Consider the following 16194-nt stretch of genomic DNA (forward strand, 5'->3'; position numbering starts at 1 on the left):
ATTCATAGCCGGGCGGAGATTGCCGCCATAGGGCCGGGCTGGCAAGTCGAACTTCGCTTTCTGGCGAGGCAGGGCCAGACGCATGAAAAGAGCGACGGTTGCCCGTCGCTCCTGGGGTCACCACCAGCCGGGAGGCGGCGGAGGCGGATAATAGCGCGGTGGCGGCGGACCCCAGCCCGGGCCGGGACCGTAGCCATAGCCGCGCGGCGGGCCGTAGCCGCGCGGGCCGTAGCCGCCGCGGCCATGGCGCTGCTGCCGCATGGTCTCTTCCATGATCATGTGGCGCCGCTCGGCGGCAGCCGACCAGGAATACTCGGCCGGCGCCTTGTCGAGCCGCGCGGCCAGATCCCTCGGCAGGGCCTCTGAGGCGATGGCGGGCGCGGCCAGCGCGCTCCCGACTGCAATCCCGGCTAAAATCAACAGCTTGCGCATGGCAAACTCCTTTCGATGCGCATGAAACCACAAGAAGGTTCAACAGAACCTGAACCGATCGGTCGGCTGGCGTTCATCTTGCCGGCGTTCACACGGGCAGCACGGTTACGGGCGTGCCGAGCGAGACACGCGCGTAGAGATGGGCGATGTCCTGGTTGATCATGCGGATGCAGCCCGATGAGACATTGGTGCCGACCGTATAGGGCTCGAAGGTGCCGTGGATGCGGTAGCCGAGGTCGCGTCCCTCGCCGAAGAGATAGAGGGTGCGGGCGCCGAGCGGGCTTTTCGAGCCTCCGCGCACGCCGAGCCCGCGCGGGGTCTGCTCGAGCTGGGCCCTGATCGCCGGGTCGCGCGCGATCATCTCCGGCGGCGGCACCCAGTCGGCCCAGTCGCGCTTCATGTTGATCCGGGCCGCGCCCGACCAGCCGAAGCCCTCGCGCCCCACGCCGACGCCATAGCGCGTCGCGACGCGCGGGGATTCGACGAAATAGAGGTGATAGCCGGCGGGGTCGACGACGATCGAGCCCGGCTTCTCGTCGCGCGGAAACTCGACGGTCTGCCTGAGATAGCGGGCGTCGATGCGCTGGTAGTCGATCGCCTGGATCGGAAAGCGCTCGCCGGGATAGTCTGCATAGACCTCGGCATAGTTCGGCCGGGCGAGCGTGCGGGTCGAGAGCCCTCGCGGGCCCTGGCCGATCTCAGGCAAGGCGACGATGCTGCGCGAGCCGCATCCGGCCAGGCCCGCTGCCGCGACGGAGAGGGCGGGAAAGGTAAACGAGCGGCGGGTCAGCATCGGGTATCTCTCGGGAAGGTCCGAGGAGATACATCGGCTTGGATGGTTACTGTTGCGTGAACCGGTGGTTTGGGCTGCCCGACCCCGGTACCTCGGTACGATGGACCGGCTCGTGGCACCTTGCGTCCTCTGCGGACCTTGCCGAAGCGGCAACGGCATGTCCAAGATGGACATCCCCAACGATTGCCTTCCGATGTTCTCCCTCTACCGATTTGCGTTCGACCTGATCGAGCTGGTGACGTCCGATGCCCTGGCAGCGGGCATGGAGCGGCGCCAGCTCGTCAAGCGGGAGGCAGCGACCCTGATCGAACGTTGCGGCTCTGGCGCTTTCGACATTGCCCAGAATGTCGTCCAGCTCGCTCGCCGGCGCGACGACGCGGATGCCACGAAGTTATGGCTGGATGTCGCAAGAGAGATTGCTCGCCGGGATGCGAAGTCCCGACGCTGAACGCGCATCGCCGCGCCGAAGCATCCGAGCGCGGCAATGCCTGTGCCTCTGCCTACGCGATCATACGCCTTCGATGATGCGAATATCGCGCTCTGCTGCGCTGCCGAGCGCCTTGAGCGCTTCCTGATAGGCGGCGCTGTCATGCGCGGCCTTGGCTTGCTCGACGGAATCGAACTCGATCACGACCGTCCGCTGTTGCAGGCCGGCCTCATAGAGGTGAGCCGGCGTCCCACGCGCCAGGATTCGACCGCCCGCCGCCATGATGGCAGGACCGCTCAGCTTGGCATACTCCGCCAGGGCGTTCGGATCGCTGACCGAACGATACGCTGCCACCCAGTACGCCTTTGCCATCTTCGCCTCCGCTGTTGCGACAATCATCATGTCGCAGCATGCCTTGCCGCGTCGCATCCAGCGTAACGGCATCTGCTTCAAGCCGCGAGGTGGGCTAATGCAGATCGCGGCCGAAGCCGATGCATGGTCGCTTCCCGATTTGAACCGATTGAAAACAACGTCGGTTGGGCGCATCTCTAGGGGTGTGCGCCGACGCCGCGGCGCCGAGAGGTTCCGGTTTCCGCCATGCTCGACAAGTCCGCGCCGCCCCGCACGCTCAAGCTCAACGCCGCCGACAATGTCGTCGTCGCGGTCGATCCCGTCGATCTCGGCGTGACCGCGGCCGGGGTCGAGGCGCTGAAGCGCATCCCGCGCGGGCACAAGATGGCGATCGCGCCGATCGCCAAGGATCAGCCGATCCGCAAGTTCGGCCAGATCATCGGCTTCGCGGCCAGCGATATCGTGCCGGGCGACTGGGTGCACGAGCACAATACCGGCTTCCACGCCTTCGACCGCGACTATGCCTTCGCGCAGGAGGCCAAGCCCGAATTCGTGCTGCCGGTCGAGCGGCAGGCGACCTTCGAGGGCTTCCGCCGCGCCAATGGTAAGGCCGGCACGCGCAATTACGTGGGCATCCTGACCTCGGTGAACTGCTCGGCCTCGGCCGCGCGTTTCATGGCCGAGGAGGTCAAGCGCTCGGGCCTGCTCGCGGATTATCCCAATGTCGACGGCGTGATCGCGCTGACCCACGGCACGGGCTGCGGCATCGACTATAACGGCGAGAGCTTCGAGGTGCTGAAGCGCACCACCTGGGGCTATGCCTGCAACCCGAACATGGCGGCGGTGCTGGTCGTCGGCCTGGGCTGCGAGGGCTTCCAGATCAGCCGCATGAAGGAGGCCTATGGCGTCACCGAAAGCGACGTCTTCCGGACGCTGACGATCCAGGAGACCGGAGGCACGAAGAAGGCGGTCGCCGCCGGCATCGAGGCGCTGAAAGTGATGCTGCCGATCGCCAACCGGGCGGTGCGCGAGACGGTGCCGGCCTCCGAGCTGATGCTGGCCCTGCAATGCGGCGGCTCGGACGGCTATTCCGGTATCACCGCCAATCCGGCACTGGGCGCGGCCGTTGACATCCTCGTTGAGCATGGCGGCACCGCGATCCTCTCGGAGACGCCCGAAATCTACGGCGCCGAGCATCTGCTGACGCGCCGTGCCGCCACCCGCGAGGTCGGCGAGAAGCTCGTTGGCATCATCAAGTGGTGGGAGGACTATACCGAGCGCGCCCGGATGAGCATGAACAACAATCCCTCGCCGGGGAACAAGGCGGGCGGGCTCACCACCATCCTGGAGAAGTCGCTGGGTGCGGCGGCCAAGGGCGGCACCAAGACGCTCTCGGCGGTCTATCATTATGCCGAGCCGGTGAAGGCGAAGGGCTTCGTCTACATGGACACGCCCGGCTACGATCCCGTCGCGGCGACCGGGCAGGTGGCCGGCGGCTCGAACATCCTCGCCTTCACGACGGGGCGCGGCTCGGCCTATGGCTGCAAGCCGACGCCTTCGGTCAAGCTCGCGACCAACACGCCGATCTACGAGAAGATGATCGACGACATGGACATCAATTGCGGCGACGTGCTCGACGGCGTCTCGCTGGAGCAGAAGGGCCGCGAGATCTTCGAGACGCTCCTGAAGATCGCCTCGGGCGAGCGGAGCAAGTCCGAGCAGCTCGGCTATGGCGACGCCGAATACGTGCCCTGGCAGATCGGCGCGACGATGTGAAAAGGCCCTGTCCTTCCGGGTTCGCGCCTGCGGCGCGCCCCGGAATGACAAGGGCGCGACTCGAAGTTTGATCGCGTCTCCGGAAGGGCCGTCCGCGATTTTCTGCCGCGCGGGTTGAACCTGCCGCGCGGCCGAGGCGACCAAGGATGGCTCCGGCCCGGCCGGAGCCCTCCCTCTCGTCGGCTCGGATCTCCATGAAGACCTTCTTCCTCGTCACCATCCCGCGCGTCCTGCTCGGGGTGATCTTCCTGATCAGCGCCGTGGACGGCTTCTGGTGGCTCGCCACCGGCGTAAACCTGATCCATCCGCCGATCAGCCCGCGCGGCGTCGTCTTCGAGACCGCCCTGCAGGATTCAGGCTTCATCTGGCCCTTCATCAAGGCGATCAACCTGACCGGCGCGCTGAGCCTGATCTCGAACGTCGTGCCGGCCTTCGGCCTCGCGCTGATCGCGCCCGTGATGGCGGTGATCGTGCTGTTCCACGCGACGATCAACCCGCAGGGCCTGCCGGTTGCGGTCATCCTCGTCGTGCTCGGCTCGATGCTGGTCTGGGCCTATCGCGACCGTTACGCGGAGATGTTCCGGTAAGGCCGGCGTCGCCAGAGCTTTCCCGTCATGGTCGGGCTTGTCCCGACCATCCACGTCTTCAACAGTCGAGGAGCGTGTTCAAGACGTCGATGCTCGCCACAAGAGCGAGCATGACGGCGTGGTCAGCAGTCGGTCAGATCGCAAAACCCGTCAGCCGCTCGCGCAAGCCTTCGATCCTGTCGGCCGCGACATTGGCGATGGCGATGCGCAGGTGGCTTTCCTGGCCGGGACCGAAATAGGGACCGGGCAGGGCGAGCACGCCACAATCCTCGACCAGGCGGCGCGCGACTTCGGCCGCCTTCACGCCCGCGAACGGATGGGCGACATAGGCGAAATAGGCGCCGGCCGAGAGCACGCGCCAGCCGTTGAGCGGCGCCATCGCCTTGCGGAAGAGATCGGCGCGGGCGTTGATCTCGGCGCGGTTGCGCTCGCGCCAGTCGCGAATGCCGTCGATGCCCCAGGTCACCGCCGCCTGACCGGCCCGGACCGGGCTGATCTGGACGCAGTCGAGCACCTTGCCGATCTGGGCGAGCGCCGGTTCGCCGGCGGTGATCGCGCCGAGGCGCCAGCCCGGAATCGCATAGGCTTTCGAGAAGCTGTAGAGGCCGATCACCGAATCCTGCCAGCTTGTTGTCGCGAAGACTTCATGCGGCCTGACAACGTCCCCAGGCAGGAAATCGCGATAAGTCTCGTCCAGCACCAGCCAGATGCCGCGCCTTGCGCAGAGCGCGGAAAAGGCCGCGATGGTCTCAGGTGGATAGACCGAGCCGGTCGGGTTGTTGGGAGTGACGAGGACGATGGCGCGGGTGCGGTCGTCGATCAGTGGCTCGGCCGTCGCGACATCCGGCACGAAGCCGGCTTCCGGCGCGCAGGGTAGCGGCCGGGCCTCGACGCCGAGCATGGTCAGCGTCATCTCGTGGTTGAAATACCAGGGCGTCGGCAGCAGCACGTTGTCGCCCGCCCGCGCCAGCGCCATCATCGTCACGACATAGGCCTGGTTGCAGCCTGAGGTGATAGCGACCTCGGCCGGCTTGAAGACCGTGCCGTAGATGCGCGAAATGTCGGCCGCATAGGCCTCGCGCAAGGTCGCGTCGCCGGTGATGCCGCCATAGCGCGTGCTGCCGGGCTCGGCCGCGGCCGTCGCCAGTTTCTCTAACAGAGCTGTCGGAGGCGGGGCGCCGGGAACCGCCTGCGAAAGGTCGATCAGCGGGCCGCGGGCGCCGCCATAGGCGCGTGCCCAGCCCTGCGCCTCCGGGATCGGCGGCGTGCCGGTGTCGATGAGATCGGGATTGAGCGAGGCGGTGGCGGTCGTCGGCATGGTCTCACTGGTTTGCGGCGTGCGTGGCTTTGCGTCAATCGCCTTGGAAGCGTCGCAAGCGCGCGCCATATCTGGAGCGTTTCCAATCCAGCGAACGGACGGGTTCATGCAGGACGAGACCGAGGATGCCATCGCCGCATTGCAGGAACTGCTCGACGAGGCGGACAGCATCGTCAGCTTCACCGGCGCCGGCATCTCGACGGAATCGGGCGTGCCGGATTTCCGCACGCCGGGCTCGCCCTGGATGGTCAACAAGCCGATTCCCTACGACGCCTTCGTCCAGAGCCGCGAGGTCCGGATCGAGGCCTGGCGCCGCAAGTTCACGATGGACGACCATTATCGCGAGGCGGCGCCCAATAGCGGCCATCGCGCGCTCGCCCGGCTGGTGGCGGAGGGGCGTTCGCCGGCCATCGTCACCCAGAACATCGACGGCCTGCACCAGGCCTCCGGCGTGTCCGAGGACAAGGTGATCGAACTGCATGGCAACGGCACCTATGCGACCTGCCTGACCTGCGGCTGGCGGCATGAACTGGCGGCGATCCGCCCGGTCTTCGAGGCGACGGGCGAGCCGCCGGCCTGCACGGTCTGTGGCGGCCCGGTGAAATCGGCGACGATCTCCTTCGGGCAGGCGATGCCGCAGGAGGCGATGAAGCGGGCGCAGCTCCTGGCGCTGGAGTGCGACTTGTTCCTCGTCGTCGGCTCGTCGCTGGTGGTCTTTCCGGCCGCGACCCTGCCGGTGATCGCCAAGCGGCAGGGGGCGAAGCTCGTCATCCTCAACCGCGAGCCCACCGAGCTCGACCCGATCGCCGACCTCGTCATCCGTGCCGAAAGCGGGGCGGTGCTGGGCGCGTTGCTGCGTTAGTCGCGCGAGGCGAGCGCGAGCCTGATCGCGAGACCGCCGAAGACCGCGCCCAGCAGACGCTGCGGTAGACGCGCCAGCGCCGGCCGGTTCGCGAGAGCCTGACCGATGCGGCTCGCCGCGAGGATGACGATGCCGTTCGCCAGCAGGCCCATGACGTTCAGGATCGTCGCGAGGACGATGACCTGAAGCGCGATCGAGCCCAGTTGCGGCTTCAGGAACTGCGGCAGCAGCGCCAGCATGAACAGCGCCATCTTCGGGTTGAGCAGGTTGGTCCAGAGCCCCTGCAGGAAGATGCGGCGCAAGGGGATGGCCGCGAGGCGGCCGGGCGCGAAGAGCGGGGCCCGCGTGCGCAAGGTCGTCCAGGCGAGATAGGCGAGATAGGCGGCGCCGGCCCAGCGCAGCAGGTCATAGGCCGCGGGCACGAGGATAAAGAGCTGGGACAGGCCGAATGCCGCCGCGAAGGCCTGGAGATAGCTGCCGATCGCAATGCCGGCATAGGTGAGGAGGCCCGCCACCCGCCCCTGGCTCAGGCTGCGCGAGGCGATCAGCAGCATGTCGGGGCCGGGCGTGGCCGTGAGGACCGCCGCCGCGGCGGTGAACAGCGCGAGCGTGGACAGGTCGAGCATGGGCGAATCCGGCTGACGTGGCGTTCCATCATCGTGCCACGTCGCTTGCGATGCCCGTAGCGCGTCCGCCGATGGCCCGGTCTGTGCTGCTGTCGGGGCTGACGGATGATGTGGACGAATTTTTCGGGGCTGTATCCTGAATCGGCAGCAATGGTATCGTGACAACGCGAATCAAGCGTTGCGCGTGGGGGTGAGCGGCACATGTCCGACGAATTCGGTGAGAGCGGGCGGCCACCGATGGGTCCCATCCAGTCACTCAATCGAGTCGTGCGGCTCGATGGATCAGGCAATCACGCGTCGGAAGTGCCGGTGGAGATCGCCGGCTACGTGAAGTGGTTCGATGTTTCCAAGGGCTACGGCTTCGTCGTGCCGGAGGCGGGCGGCGCCGACGTCCTGCTGCATGTCACGATCCTGAAGCGCGATGGATTCAACACGATAGCCGAAGGGGCTCGCATCGTGCTCGAAGCCGTCGAGAAGGCCCGGGGCCGCCAGGCGGTGCGCGTGCTTTCGATCGACACGACCTCCGGCCGCCACCCGTCCGAAATGCCGATGGCGCGCACCAATGTCGCGATCACGCCGACGAGCGGGCTGGAGCGCATGGTGGTGAAGTGGTTCAACCGCCTGCGTGGCTTCGGCTTCGTCTCGAAGGGAGAGGGCGCGCCCGACATCTTCGTGCATATGGAGACGCTGCGCCGCTACGGCCTCGTCGAGCTGGTGCCGGGGCAGACGGTGCTGGTGCGCTATGGACCCGGGCCGAAGGGGCTGATGGCGGCGGAAATCCATCTGGAACAGGACGTGGCCGCGACCGCGGCGCACTGAGGTGGACAAGGGGCCGAGGCAGCCGCCGCATTTCGGTCTTCGGCCGAGCGATCCTTTTCCTGCCTTTTTTCGCGATAGGCTTAAGTCTCGGCGACCGGGTTTACGGTTCATCAATCGGCGCGGCTTTGAGATGTCGGCTTCTCCGGAGGCCGCGTCATCGTTCTTCTGCTCAGTGATCGCGACGATCGCCGCCCGGCGCTGCAACGGATTCTCTCGGTCTGGGGTCCGTGCACGGCTTTATCGCCTGGCGATGGCCTGGTTGCCCCGCCGGAGGGCGATCCGCTTCTCGTCGTCGATCTCGATCTCTCCGAGCGTTTGAGCATCGAGACCGCGCGTGCCGCGCTGGCGACGCTGGGGTTCTCGATCTCGCGTCGCATTTTTCTGCTCCGCGACATGTCGAGCCGCTGCCAGATCCAGGCCAATGCGCTCGGAGCGACCGATATCCTGCCGGCGGATGTTCCGGCGGTCGTGCTGCTCGAGAGGATCGGGTTGCTGCTGGCTCCGCCAGACCAATCTGACAGCGCGGCCGCGCTCGGGCGCCGCTTCGTCGCTGCCTCGGCGGCGCTGTCCGATCTGATGGGAGCCGCGGAGGCCGGCGCCGGATTGCCGGTGCGGGCGATCGAAGACAGCGTCACGGCCCTCAACCGCGCGGCCGATGGCGGCGACCTCAATGCCTGGCTCGACATGGTGTGGCGGCATGACGATGCCACCTATCAGCATTGCCTGCTCGTCTCGGGACTGGCCGCGGCCTTCGCCCAGCGGCTCGGGTTCCGCGAGGCCGACCGGCGCCTGATCGCCGAGGCGGCCGTCCTGCACGATATCGGCAAGGCCCGGATTCCGCTGGATATCCTGCGCAAGCCCACAGGGCTGTCAGCGGCCGAGCGTGAGGTCATGCGCCGGCATCCGGGGATCGGCCACGACATGCTGGTCGCGCAGGGCGGTTTCGCGCCGGCGGTTCTGGCCGCGGTGCTCTCGCATCACGAATATCTCGACGGCTCGGGCTATCCGCAGGGGCTCAGCGGTAGCGACATCCCCGATCCCGTCAGGATCATCACGATCTGCGACGTTTATGCCGCCCTCATCGAGCGGCGCAGCTACAAGCCGCCGCTACCGCCCGGCGAGGCCTATGCGGCGCTCGTCGCGATGGGCGGCAAGCTGGACCGCGATCTCGTCCGGGTCTTCGGCGAGGTCGTGCTCGATGCCGCGATCATGCGACTCGGCCAATACGGCAGGCCGGTACTGAAACGCGCGGCAGGCCAAGTCGCCTGAGAGGGCGGGCGGGAACTCCGGCTCGCTCGCCTGAGCGTCAGACGGCGAAGGACGTCCCGCAGCCGCAGGAACTGGTCGCGTTCGGGTTGGTGATGCGGAAGGACTGGCCGATAAGGTCGTCGACGAAATCGATCGTGCAGCCTTCGAGCAGGTCGAGCGAGGTCTCATCGATCAGGACGGTGGCGCCGTCGCGCTCGATGACGAGATCGTCCGCGGCCTTCTCCCGGTCGATGTCGAAGATGTACTGGAAGCCGGAGCAGCCGCCGCCGGCCACGCTGACGCGCAGCATCGAGCCCGGCGGCTCCTTGGCCATCACCGAGATGATCCGTTTGGCGGCATTCGCGGTCACCGCGATGCCGCGCGGGTTGACCGCAAGATCGGTCGACATGGTCAGATGCTCCTTGCACCCTGGTTGCCCGGAAAGGTAATGGCCCGGCAGCGCCTCTACAAGCTCGGGCGCGTGACGGGGCAGCCATGCCGCATCCACAGAACCCGCCTTCCGGCTTTTCCTTCGCGCCCGGCACAGAGCCGGGAGAGCGCTGGCGCGCGCGCTATGCCTGCCGCTCGACGACGAGCCGGGGGCGCCTCGTGGCGGAGCCGGCCTCGGCAACGCGCGGCGAGTTCCAGCGCGACCGCGACCGCATCATCCATTCGACCGCCTTCCGCAGGCTGAAGCACAAGACGCAGGTCTTCGTCTCGCATGAGGGCGACCATTACCGGACGCGGCTGACCCATACGATCGAGGTGGCGCAGATCGCCCGTGCGCTAGCGCGCGCGCTCGGTCTCGACGAGGACCTGGCCGAGGCCCTGGCGCTGGCGCATGACCTCGGCCACACGCCCTTCGGCCATACCGGCGAGGACGCGCTGGAAGAATGCATGGCCGGGTTCGGCGGCTTCGACCACAATGCCCAGACGCTCCGGATCGTGACCCGGCTGGAGCGGCGCTATGCCGATTTCGACGGGCTCAACCTGAGCTGGGAGACGCTGGAGGGGCTCGTCAAGCATAACGGCCCGCTGCTCGACCACGAGGGCCGGCCGACGGCGCGCTATGCCAAGAGTGGTATCCCGGTCGCGATCGTCGAGTATCAGGAACGTCAGGACCTCTGGCTCGACAGCTATGCCTCGGCCGAGGCACAGGCGGCGGCTTTGGCCGACGACATCGCCTACAACGCGCACGACATCGACGACGGCCTGCGGGCCGGGCTGTTCGGCCATGCCGAGCTGCGTGCCGTGCCCTTCCTCGCCGAACTGCTCGACGAGATCGAGCGGCTCCATCCGGGGCTGGAGCGGGCGCGCGCCACCAACGAGCTGGTGCGGCGGGTTATCACGCGCTTCGTCGAGGATGTGATCGCGGAATCGCAGCGGCGTCTCACGAGCTTGATGCCAGCCGATGCGGATGCGATCCGGCGTGCGGATGCTCCCGTCATCGCCTTCTCGCCCGTGATCGAGGCGGCCGACCGCGACATCAAAGGCTTCCTCTATCCGAACATGTACCGACATCCGCGGATCGCGCCGATCCGGGCCGATGCGGCGCAGGTGGTGCGCGAGCTGTTCCAGCGCTTCAGTGCCGATCCGGCGACGATGCCCGAGGAGTGGGCGGCGGGCTGCGATCCGCTCGACGAACACCGCCGCGCCCGGCGTATCGCCGACTATATCGCGGGGATGACGGACTGGTACGCGCTCGACGAACACCGCCGCCTGTTTGACGCCACCCCCTCGCTGCGATAGGGCCGGGCGGCCGTTTGTCTAACATCTATTCTATTGGATGTCGGATACCCGACCCTGAAGAGAAGCCCTTATCCTGAGGAGCCGCGAAGCGGCGTCTCGAAGGATGCTCCAGGAGGTTCCGGAAACAACTGGAGCATCCTTCGAGACGCGTGCCTGCGGCCCGCTCCTCAGGATGAGGGCTCGAAGGCTTTCAGCGAGCAAGATGTGACCACGATGAACCTGTTCGAGATCTATTCCGCCCGTCTTCATGCCGCGCTCTCAGGCCTGGCCGAGCGAGGCGCGCTCCCGGCCGGCCTCAATCTCGCGCGCGTCGTGGTCGAGCCGACCAAGGACCCGGCCCATGGCGATCTCGCCACCAATGCCGCGATGGTGCTCGCCAAGGATGCCGGCACCAACCCGCGCGCGCTTGCCGCGCTGCTGGTCGAGGAACTGTCCAAGGACCCGGAGATCAGCAAGGCGGAGATCGCCGGCCCCGGCTTCATCAACCTGACGCTGCAGCCGGCCGTGTTCACGGCAGTGCTGAAGGCCGCGATCGAGGCGGGGCTGGATTACGGGCGCGGCGCGCCGAAGCCCGAGCCCCGGGTCAATGTCGAGTATGTCTCGGCCAACCCGACCGGGCCGATGCATGTCGGCCATGGCCGCGGCGCGGTGTTCGGCGATGCGCTGGCGAGCCTGCTCGCCTTCGCCGGCCATGACGTCACCCGCGAATACTACATCAACGATGCCGGCGCGCAGGTCGATGTGCTCGCCCGTTCCGCCTTCCTGCGCTATCGCGAGGCGCTGGGCGAGGATATCGGCGCGATCCCCGAGGGGCTTTATCCCGGCGACTATCTGGTCTCGGTCGGCAAGGCGCTGGCCGAACAGTATGGCGACGCCCTGCGCGGCAAGGCCGAGTGGGACTGGCTCCCGCTCGTCCGGCAGGCGGCGATCGACGGCATGATGGCGATGATCCGTGACGATCTCGCCGCGCTCGGCGTCGTCCACGAACTCTTCTTCTCAGAGCGCTCGCTGCAGGGCCGGGACGGCAATTCCAACGCGGTGCACCAAACCATCGAGGACCTGCGGGCGCGCGACCTCGTCTATGAGGGCCGCCTGCCGCCGCCGAAGGGCCAGAAGGACGAGGACTGGGAGGACCGCGAGCAGACGCTGTTCCGCGCCACCAGGTTCGGCGACGATGTCGACCGGCCGCTGCTGAAGTCGGATGGCAGCTACACCTATTTCGCCAACGACATCGCTTATCACCGCTCCAAGTTCATGCGCGGCTTCCCCGAGATGATCGACGTCTGGGGCGCCGACCATGGCGGCTATGTCAAGCGCATGCAGGCGGCGGTGAAGGCGGTGACGAACGGCCAGGGCTCGCTCGACGTCAAGCTCTGCCAGCTCGTGCGCCTGCTGCGCAATGGCGAGCAGGTGCGGATGTCCAAGCGCTCCGGCGATTTCGTGACGCTGCGCGAGGTGATCGACGAAGTCGGCCGTGATGCGGTGCGCTTCATGATGATCTTCCGCAAGAACGACGCGACGCTGGATTTCGACCTCGGCAAGGTGGTCGAGCAGTCGAAGGACAACCCGGTCTTCTACGTCCAGTACGCGCATGCGCGCTGCGCCTCGATCTTCAGGCAGGCGCGCGAGGCCTTCCCCGATCTCGATCTGTCGACGCCGGCGCTGGCCGGGGCCGATCTCTCGATCCTGACAGACGAGGCCGAAACCGGTATCGTCAAGATGATCGCGTCCTATCCGCGAATCATCGAGGCTGCTGCCGCAGCTCATGAGCCGCATCGCGTCGCCTTCTTCGTGCATGAGCTGGCAAGCGCCTTCCACTCGCTCTGGAACAAGGGCAAAGACTCGCCGCAATTACGGTTCGTTAATCAAACTGATCGAAAGTCGACCTTGGCGAGATTGGCGTTCGTGCACGCGGTGCGCAGCGTCCTTGCTTCCGGTCTGGCTGTCGCCGGAGTTGCGGCGCCGGAAGAGATGCGCTGACGGAAAAGGCTTTTCCGACGGTGCGCACAAGGTCAGGTTGACCGCACAGAGTTCCCGGTTCTTCCATAGGGAGAGGCGGCTTGTGCTGGAATGGATCGTACCATGAGTGAGCCAGCTAGGAATCGTTTCGCGCTCGATCTCGAGGATCTCGAGCGTCAGCTGCGCGGGGCAGGGCAGGCGCCTCGCCCGGGGCAGCAGGCCGATCCGCTTGCGGAACTGACCCGCATCGTCGGGCAGGACGATCCGCTCAAGGATATCTTCGCCGAGCGGCGCCAGCCGCCGCGCCCGGCGATGCGCCAGGAGCCGAGCTTCGAGGTCGTGCCGCCTCAGCCCGCGCCGGCCGTTTCGGAAATGAGCCAGCCGCCGGCGGAGATGCGCGGAGCCCTCGACGAGTTCGAGGCGCTGCTGCGCCGCACCGAGCCGCGCCGTGCGGAAGCTCCCGCGCCGGTGCCGGCCCCGCCGCAGGCGCCCCGGCAGGATTTCGAACCCGATTTCGAGCTGCCGGAGCCGCTGCCCTATTCCCGTCCGGCCGCGATCCAGGGCGCAGCCCCGCCGCGCGATCTCGACGAGGGCGCGCAATATCGCCAGGCTCCGGCCGCCTATGCGCCGGAAGAGCCGGCCTATGACTACGGTCATGCCCAGCAGGGCGCGCCGATGCCGGATTACAGCGAGGACGACCTGCCCGATCTGGAGCCGCGCCGCTCGCGCAAGGGGCTCTGGGCCGCCGCCGCGGTGATCGCCGTCGGCCTGATCGGCGTCGGCGCCGCGTTCACGCTGCGAGGCGGCCCGGCGACGAAAGACGGCCAGCCGCCGCTGATCACGGCCGATGCCGGCCCGGTCAAGGTCGAGCCGGTCAATCCCGGCGGGACCGAGATCCCCAATCAGAACAAGCAGATCTACGAGCGCAACCCTGACGCTCCGCCGGCGCAGAGCAAGGTCGTGAACAACGAGGAGCAGCCGGTCGACGTGCAGCAGGCCGCCCGCTCGATGCCGCCGCGCGTGGTCATGCCGGGGCCGATCTCGGGCGCGGGCAACGCGCTCGCCGCCGCCCCCACCACGCCCGAGCGCAGCATCATCCCGCCGGAGCCGGCACTGCAGCCGATGCCGCCGGTTCCCGGCCTGGGCGAGCCGCGCAAGGTCCGCACCGTCTCGATCCGCCCGGACGGCACGCCGGCGCAAAATCCCGTCGTTGTCGACAGCTACCAGCCGTTCGCCACCGGCTCCGCGCCGAGCCGGTCGCTCGCCGGCCAGGCGACGAATCCCGCCACGCAGCGCCCGGCCCCGGTCGTGGCTGCCGCGCCCAAGGTCCAGGAGCGCGCCACGACGCCGCCCGCCGCCACCACACCGGCTGCGCCGACGCGTCTCGCCAGCGCCGCTCCGGCCCCTGCCGCGGTGCCGCCCGCCCCGGCGACCGGCGCCCTGCGTGCCGGCACCGGCGATTTCGTGGTGCAGCTCGGGGCGCCCGGCAGCGATGCCGAGGCCCGCGCCACCTTCGCGGCGCTCCAGCGCAAATATCCCCAGCTCCTCACCGGCCAGTCGCCGATCGTCCGCAAGACGGAGCTTGCCGGCGGCAAGACGGTCTTCCGCCTGCGCGTCGGACCCTATTCCCGCGAGGATGCGACCTCGATGTGCTCGCAGCTCCAGGCCGCCGGCGGACAGTGCTTCATCGCGAAGAACTGATCCTTCCAAGCATCACCGGTTTGCGGAACGGCGGCTCCTCGGGGCCGCCGTTTTCGTATGATGCCAGCGCATGGGCCTGCGAGATGCCCGAGGTTCCGCTGCTCGACGCCCGGCTGTAGCCTGCCGCCCGAATCGCGGGAGTTCTCGCCCGCGGGCCTTTGCCGCGTTGCGCGCGAAAGGCAGCAACTTGCTCCGGGCAAAGCACCCGGGCCTTCTGGAGGTAACCCATGGATCGCCGCAGTTTCGTCAAGGCCGCCGGTGCCGGAGCGGCCGGAAGCGCCGTCATCGCCGCGCCCGCCATCGCGCAGTCACAGCCCAAGATCAACTGGCGCCTGACCTCCAGCTACCCGAAGAGCCTCGACACGCTGTTCGGCATCTCGACCCATGTCGCGAAGCGCGTGGCTGAGGCGACGGACAATAATTTCCAGATCCAGGTCTTCGCGCCGGGCGAGATCGTGCCGGCGCTGCAGGCACTGGACGCCGTGCAGAACGGCACCGTGGAGTGCAGCCATACCCTGTCGAGCTTCTATATCGGCAAGGATCCTGCCTTCGCCTTCGAGACCTCGCTGCCCTTCGGCTTCAATGCCCGCCAGCAGAATGCCTGGCTCTATCAGGGTGGCGGGCTCGAGCTCTGCCGCGCCTTCATGAAGGGCTACAACATCCACACCATCCCCTCGGGCAATACCGGCGCGCAGATGGGCGGCTGGTTCCGCAAGGAGATCAAGTCGCTCGAGGACCTGAAAGGCCTGAAGTTCCGAATCGCCGGCCTTGGCGGGCGCATCATGGCGCGCCTCGGCGTCGTGCCGCAGACCATCGGCGGCGGCGACATCTACCCGGCGCTGGAGCGCGGCACGCTCGATGCGGTCGAGTTCTCCGGTCCCTATGACGACGAGAAGCTCGGCTTCGTGAAGGTCGCCAAGTACTACTACTATCCCGGTTTCTGGGAGGGGAACGCCAATGTCAGCTTCCTCGCCAACCAGGACAAGTGGAACGAATTGCCGGCCTCCTACAAGGCGATCGTCGAGGCCGCCTGCGCCGAGGCCAACATGAACTGCCTGGCCAAGTACGACCACAACAATCCGGACGCGCTGATTCGCCTCGCCGGCACCGGCGCCGAGCTGCGGCCATTCCCGCAGGAGGTGATGACGGCTGCATTCAAGGAGGCCTTCGCGATGTATGGCGAGCTCGCCGCCAGCAACGCCCATTTCAAGACCTTCTACGATTCCTTCCTGCCGTACTGGAAGAAGGAGCAGCTCTGGTTCCGCATCGCCGAACTGCCCTTCGACGCGTTCAACGCGCAGGCCTATCAGCAGGTGAAGTGAGGGACTTTTCCCGCCAAGCCCTGTCATCCCGGGCGACCGTAGGGAGACCCGGGATCCATGCCTGAACCATGCGGGAAGCGCTCCGGCACGGATCCCGGATCGGCGCCGCCGAAGGCGGCTTGTCCGTGATGACGTCGAGGGTGAGGCGATGACGGTGCCTTCCCATTGCCTTCCCACGCCAGCCTAGTCCGAAAACCGCATTTGCCTTTTCGGGGCGATGTCGT

16 protein-coding genes are annotated in these 16194 nt (G+C 67.3%); 10 read left to right on the top strand and 6 right to left on the bottom strand.

All coding sequences use genetic code 11. The features are described 5' to 3' along the window. Positions 1 to 117: 117 nt before the first annotated feature. Entirely contained in the window at positions 118 to 432 is a 315-nt protein-coding gene (locus OCUBac02_RS12105; RefSeq protein WP_173042963.1) for a hypothetical protein, read from the bottom strand. Between the two features lie 88 nt (positions 433 to 520). Next, complete coding sequence (locus OCUBac02_RS12110; RefSeq protein WP_173045872.1) at positions 521 to 1225, bottom strand: L,D-transpeptidase; 705 nt, start codon at positions 1223 to 1225, stop codon at positions 521 to 523. Positions 1226 to 1382: 157 nt separating this feature from the next. Between OCUBac02_RS12110 and OCUBac02_RS12115 the strand changes: the two genes are divergently transcribed. Further along, positions 1383 to 1673, top strand: a complete 291-nt coding sequence (locus OCUBac02_RS12115) for a hypothetical protein (RefSeq protein WP_173045874.1) — start codon at positions 1383 to 1385, stop codon at positions 1671 to 1673. 60 nt (positions 1674 to 1733) lie between these two features. On the opposite strand, the gene OCUBac02_RS27335 is transcribed toward OCUBac02_RS12115, so the two are convergent. Next, complete coding sequence (locus OCUBac02_RS27335) at positions 1734 to 2198, bottom strand: DUF1330 domain-containing protein (RefSeq protein ID WP_244638893.1); 465 nt, start codon at positions 2196 to 2198, stop codon at positions 1734 to 1736. Between the two features lie 51 nt (positions 2199 to 2249). On the opposite strand from OCUBac02_RS27335, the gene OCUBac02_RS12125 reads away from it, so the two are divergent. Both OCUBac02_RS12125 and OCUBac02_RS12130 read left to right on the top strand, forming a co-directional pair. Then, positions 2250 to 3779, top strand: coding sequence for a UxaA family hydrolase (locus OCUBac02_RS12125; RefSeq protein WP_047576079.1), 1530 nt, complete (start codon positions 2250 to 2252; stop codon positions 3777 to 3779). A gap of 194 nt (positions 3780 to 3973) precedes the next feature. Beyond that, entirely contained in the window at positions 3974 to 4366 is a 393-nt protein-coding gene (locus OCUBac02_RS12130) for a hypothetical protein (RefSeq protein WP_173045876.1), read from the top strand. Positions 4367 to 4499: 133 nt separating this feature from the next. Here OCUBac02_RS12130 and OCUBac02_RS12135 read toward each other — a convergent pair whose 3' ends face one another. Further along, positions 4500 to 5684 (bottom strand): aminotransferase, encoded by a 1185-nt coding sequence (locus tag OCUBac02_RS12135; protein ID WP_173045878.1) that lies wholly within the window; start codon positions 5682 to 5684, stop codon positions 4500 to 4502. Positions 5685 to 5790: 106 nt separating this feature from the next. Here OCUBac02_RS12135 and OCUBac02_RS12140 point away from each other — a divergent pair, with 106 nt between their 5' ends. Next, on the top strand, positions 5791 to 6546 hold the full coding sequence (locus tag OCUBac02_RS12140) for an SIR2 family NAD-dependent protein deacylase (protein WP_173045880.1): 756 nt from the start codon (positions 5791 to 5793) through the stop codon (positions 6544 to 6546). On the opposite strand, the gene OCUBac02_RS12145 is transcribed toward OCUBac02_RS12140, so the two are convergent. Continuing rightward, entirely contained in the window at positions 6543 to 7172 is a 630-nt protein-coding gene (locus OCUBac02_RS12145; protein WP_173045882.1) for a LysE family translocator, read from the bottom strand. The two genes, OCUBac02_RS12140 and OCUBac02_RS12145, sit on opposite strands and share 4 nt — an antisense overlap. Before the next feature lie 201 nt (positions 7173 to 7373). Here OCUBac02_RS12145 and OCUBac02_RS12150 point away from each other — a divergent pair, with 201 nt between their 5' ends. Both OCUBac02_RS12150 and OCUBac02_RS12155 read left to right on the top strand, forming a co-directional pair. After that, a complete protein-coding gene (locus OCUBac02_RS12150) occupies positions 7374 to 7991 on the top strand; it encodes a cold-shock protein (RefSeq protein ID WP_173045884.1) in 618 nt (205 codons plus the stop codon). A gap of 315 nt (positions 7992 to 8306) precedes the next feature. After that, positions 8307 to 9260 (top strand): HD-GYP domain-containing protein, encoded by a 954-nt coding sequence (locus OCUBac02_RS12155; protein WP_173045885.1) that lies wholly within the window; start codon positions 8307 to 8309, stop codon positions 9258 to 9260. Positions 9261 to 9297: 37 nt separating this feature from the next. Here OCUBac02_RS12155 and OCUBac02_RS12160 read toward each other — a convergent pair whose 3' ends face one another. Beyond that, the gene (locus OCUBac02_RS12160) at positions 9298 to 9648 is read right to left on the bottom strand and encodes a HesB/IscA family protein (protein ID WP_047579323.1); all 351 of its coding nucleotides are present in this window, start codon (positions 9646 to 9648) and stop codon (positions 9298 to 9300) included. Positions 9649 to 9734: 86 nt separating this feature from the next. Here OCUBac02_RS12160 and OCUBac02_RS12165 point away from each other — a divergent pair, with 86 nt between their 5' ends. From OCUBac02_RS12165 to OCUBac02_RS12180, 4 genes are all read left to right on the top strand, one after another. Beyond that, on the top strand, positions 9735 to 10988 hold the full coding sequence (locus OCUBac02_RS12165) for a deoxyguanosinetriphosphate triphosphohydrolase (protein WP_173045887.1): 1254 nt from the start codon (positions 9735 to 9737) through the stop codon (positions 10986 to 10988). A 213-nt stretch (positions 10989 to 11201) separates the two neighbouring features. Further along, on the top strand, positions 11202 to 12968 hold the full coding sequence (gene argS / locus OCUBac02_RS12170; protein ID WP_173049529.1) for an arginine--tRNA ligase: 1767 nt from the start codon (positions 11202 to 11204) through the stop codon (positions 12966 to 12968). Positions 12969 to 13070: 102 nt separating this feature from the next. Then, positions 13071 to 14648: an SPOR domain-containing protein gene (locus OCUBac02_RS12175; RefSeq protein WP_173045889.1), complete on the top strand. Its 1578-nt coding sequence runs from the start codon at positions 13071 to 13073 to the stop codon at positions 14646 to 14648. Between the two features lie 227 nt (positions 14649 to 14875). Next, the gene (locus OCUBac02_RS12180; protein ID WP_047582820.1) at positions 14876 to 15970 is read left to right on the top strand and encodes a TRAP transporter substrate-binding protein; all 1095 of its coding nucleotides are present in this window, start codon (positions 14876 to 14878) and stop codon (positions 15968 to 15970) included. Positions 15971 to 16194: the final 224 nt, after the last annotated feature.

Source organism: Bosea sp. ANAM02 (genome assembly GCF_011764485.1).
In the GTDB taxonomy this organism is placed as follows: domain Bacteria; phylum Pseudomonadota; class Alphaproteobacteria; order Rhizobiales; family Beijerinckiaceae; genus Allobosea.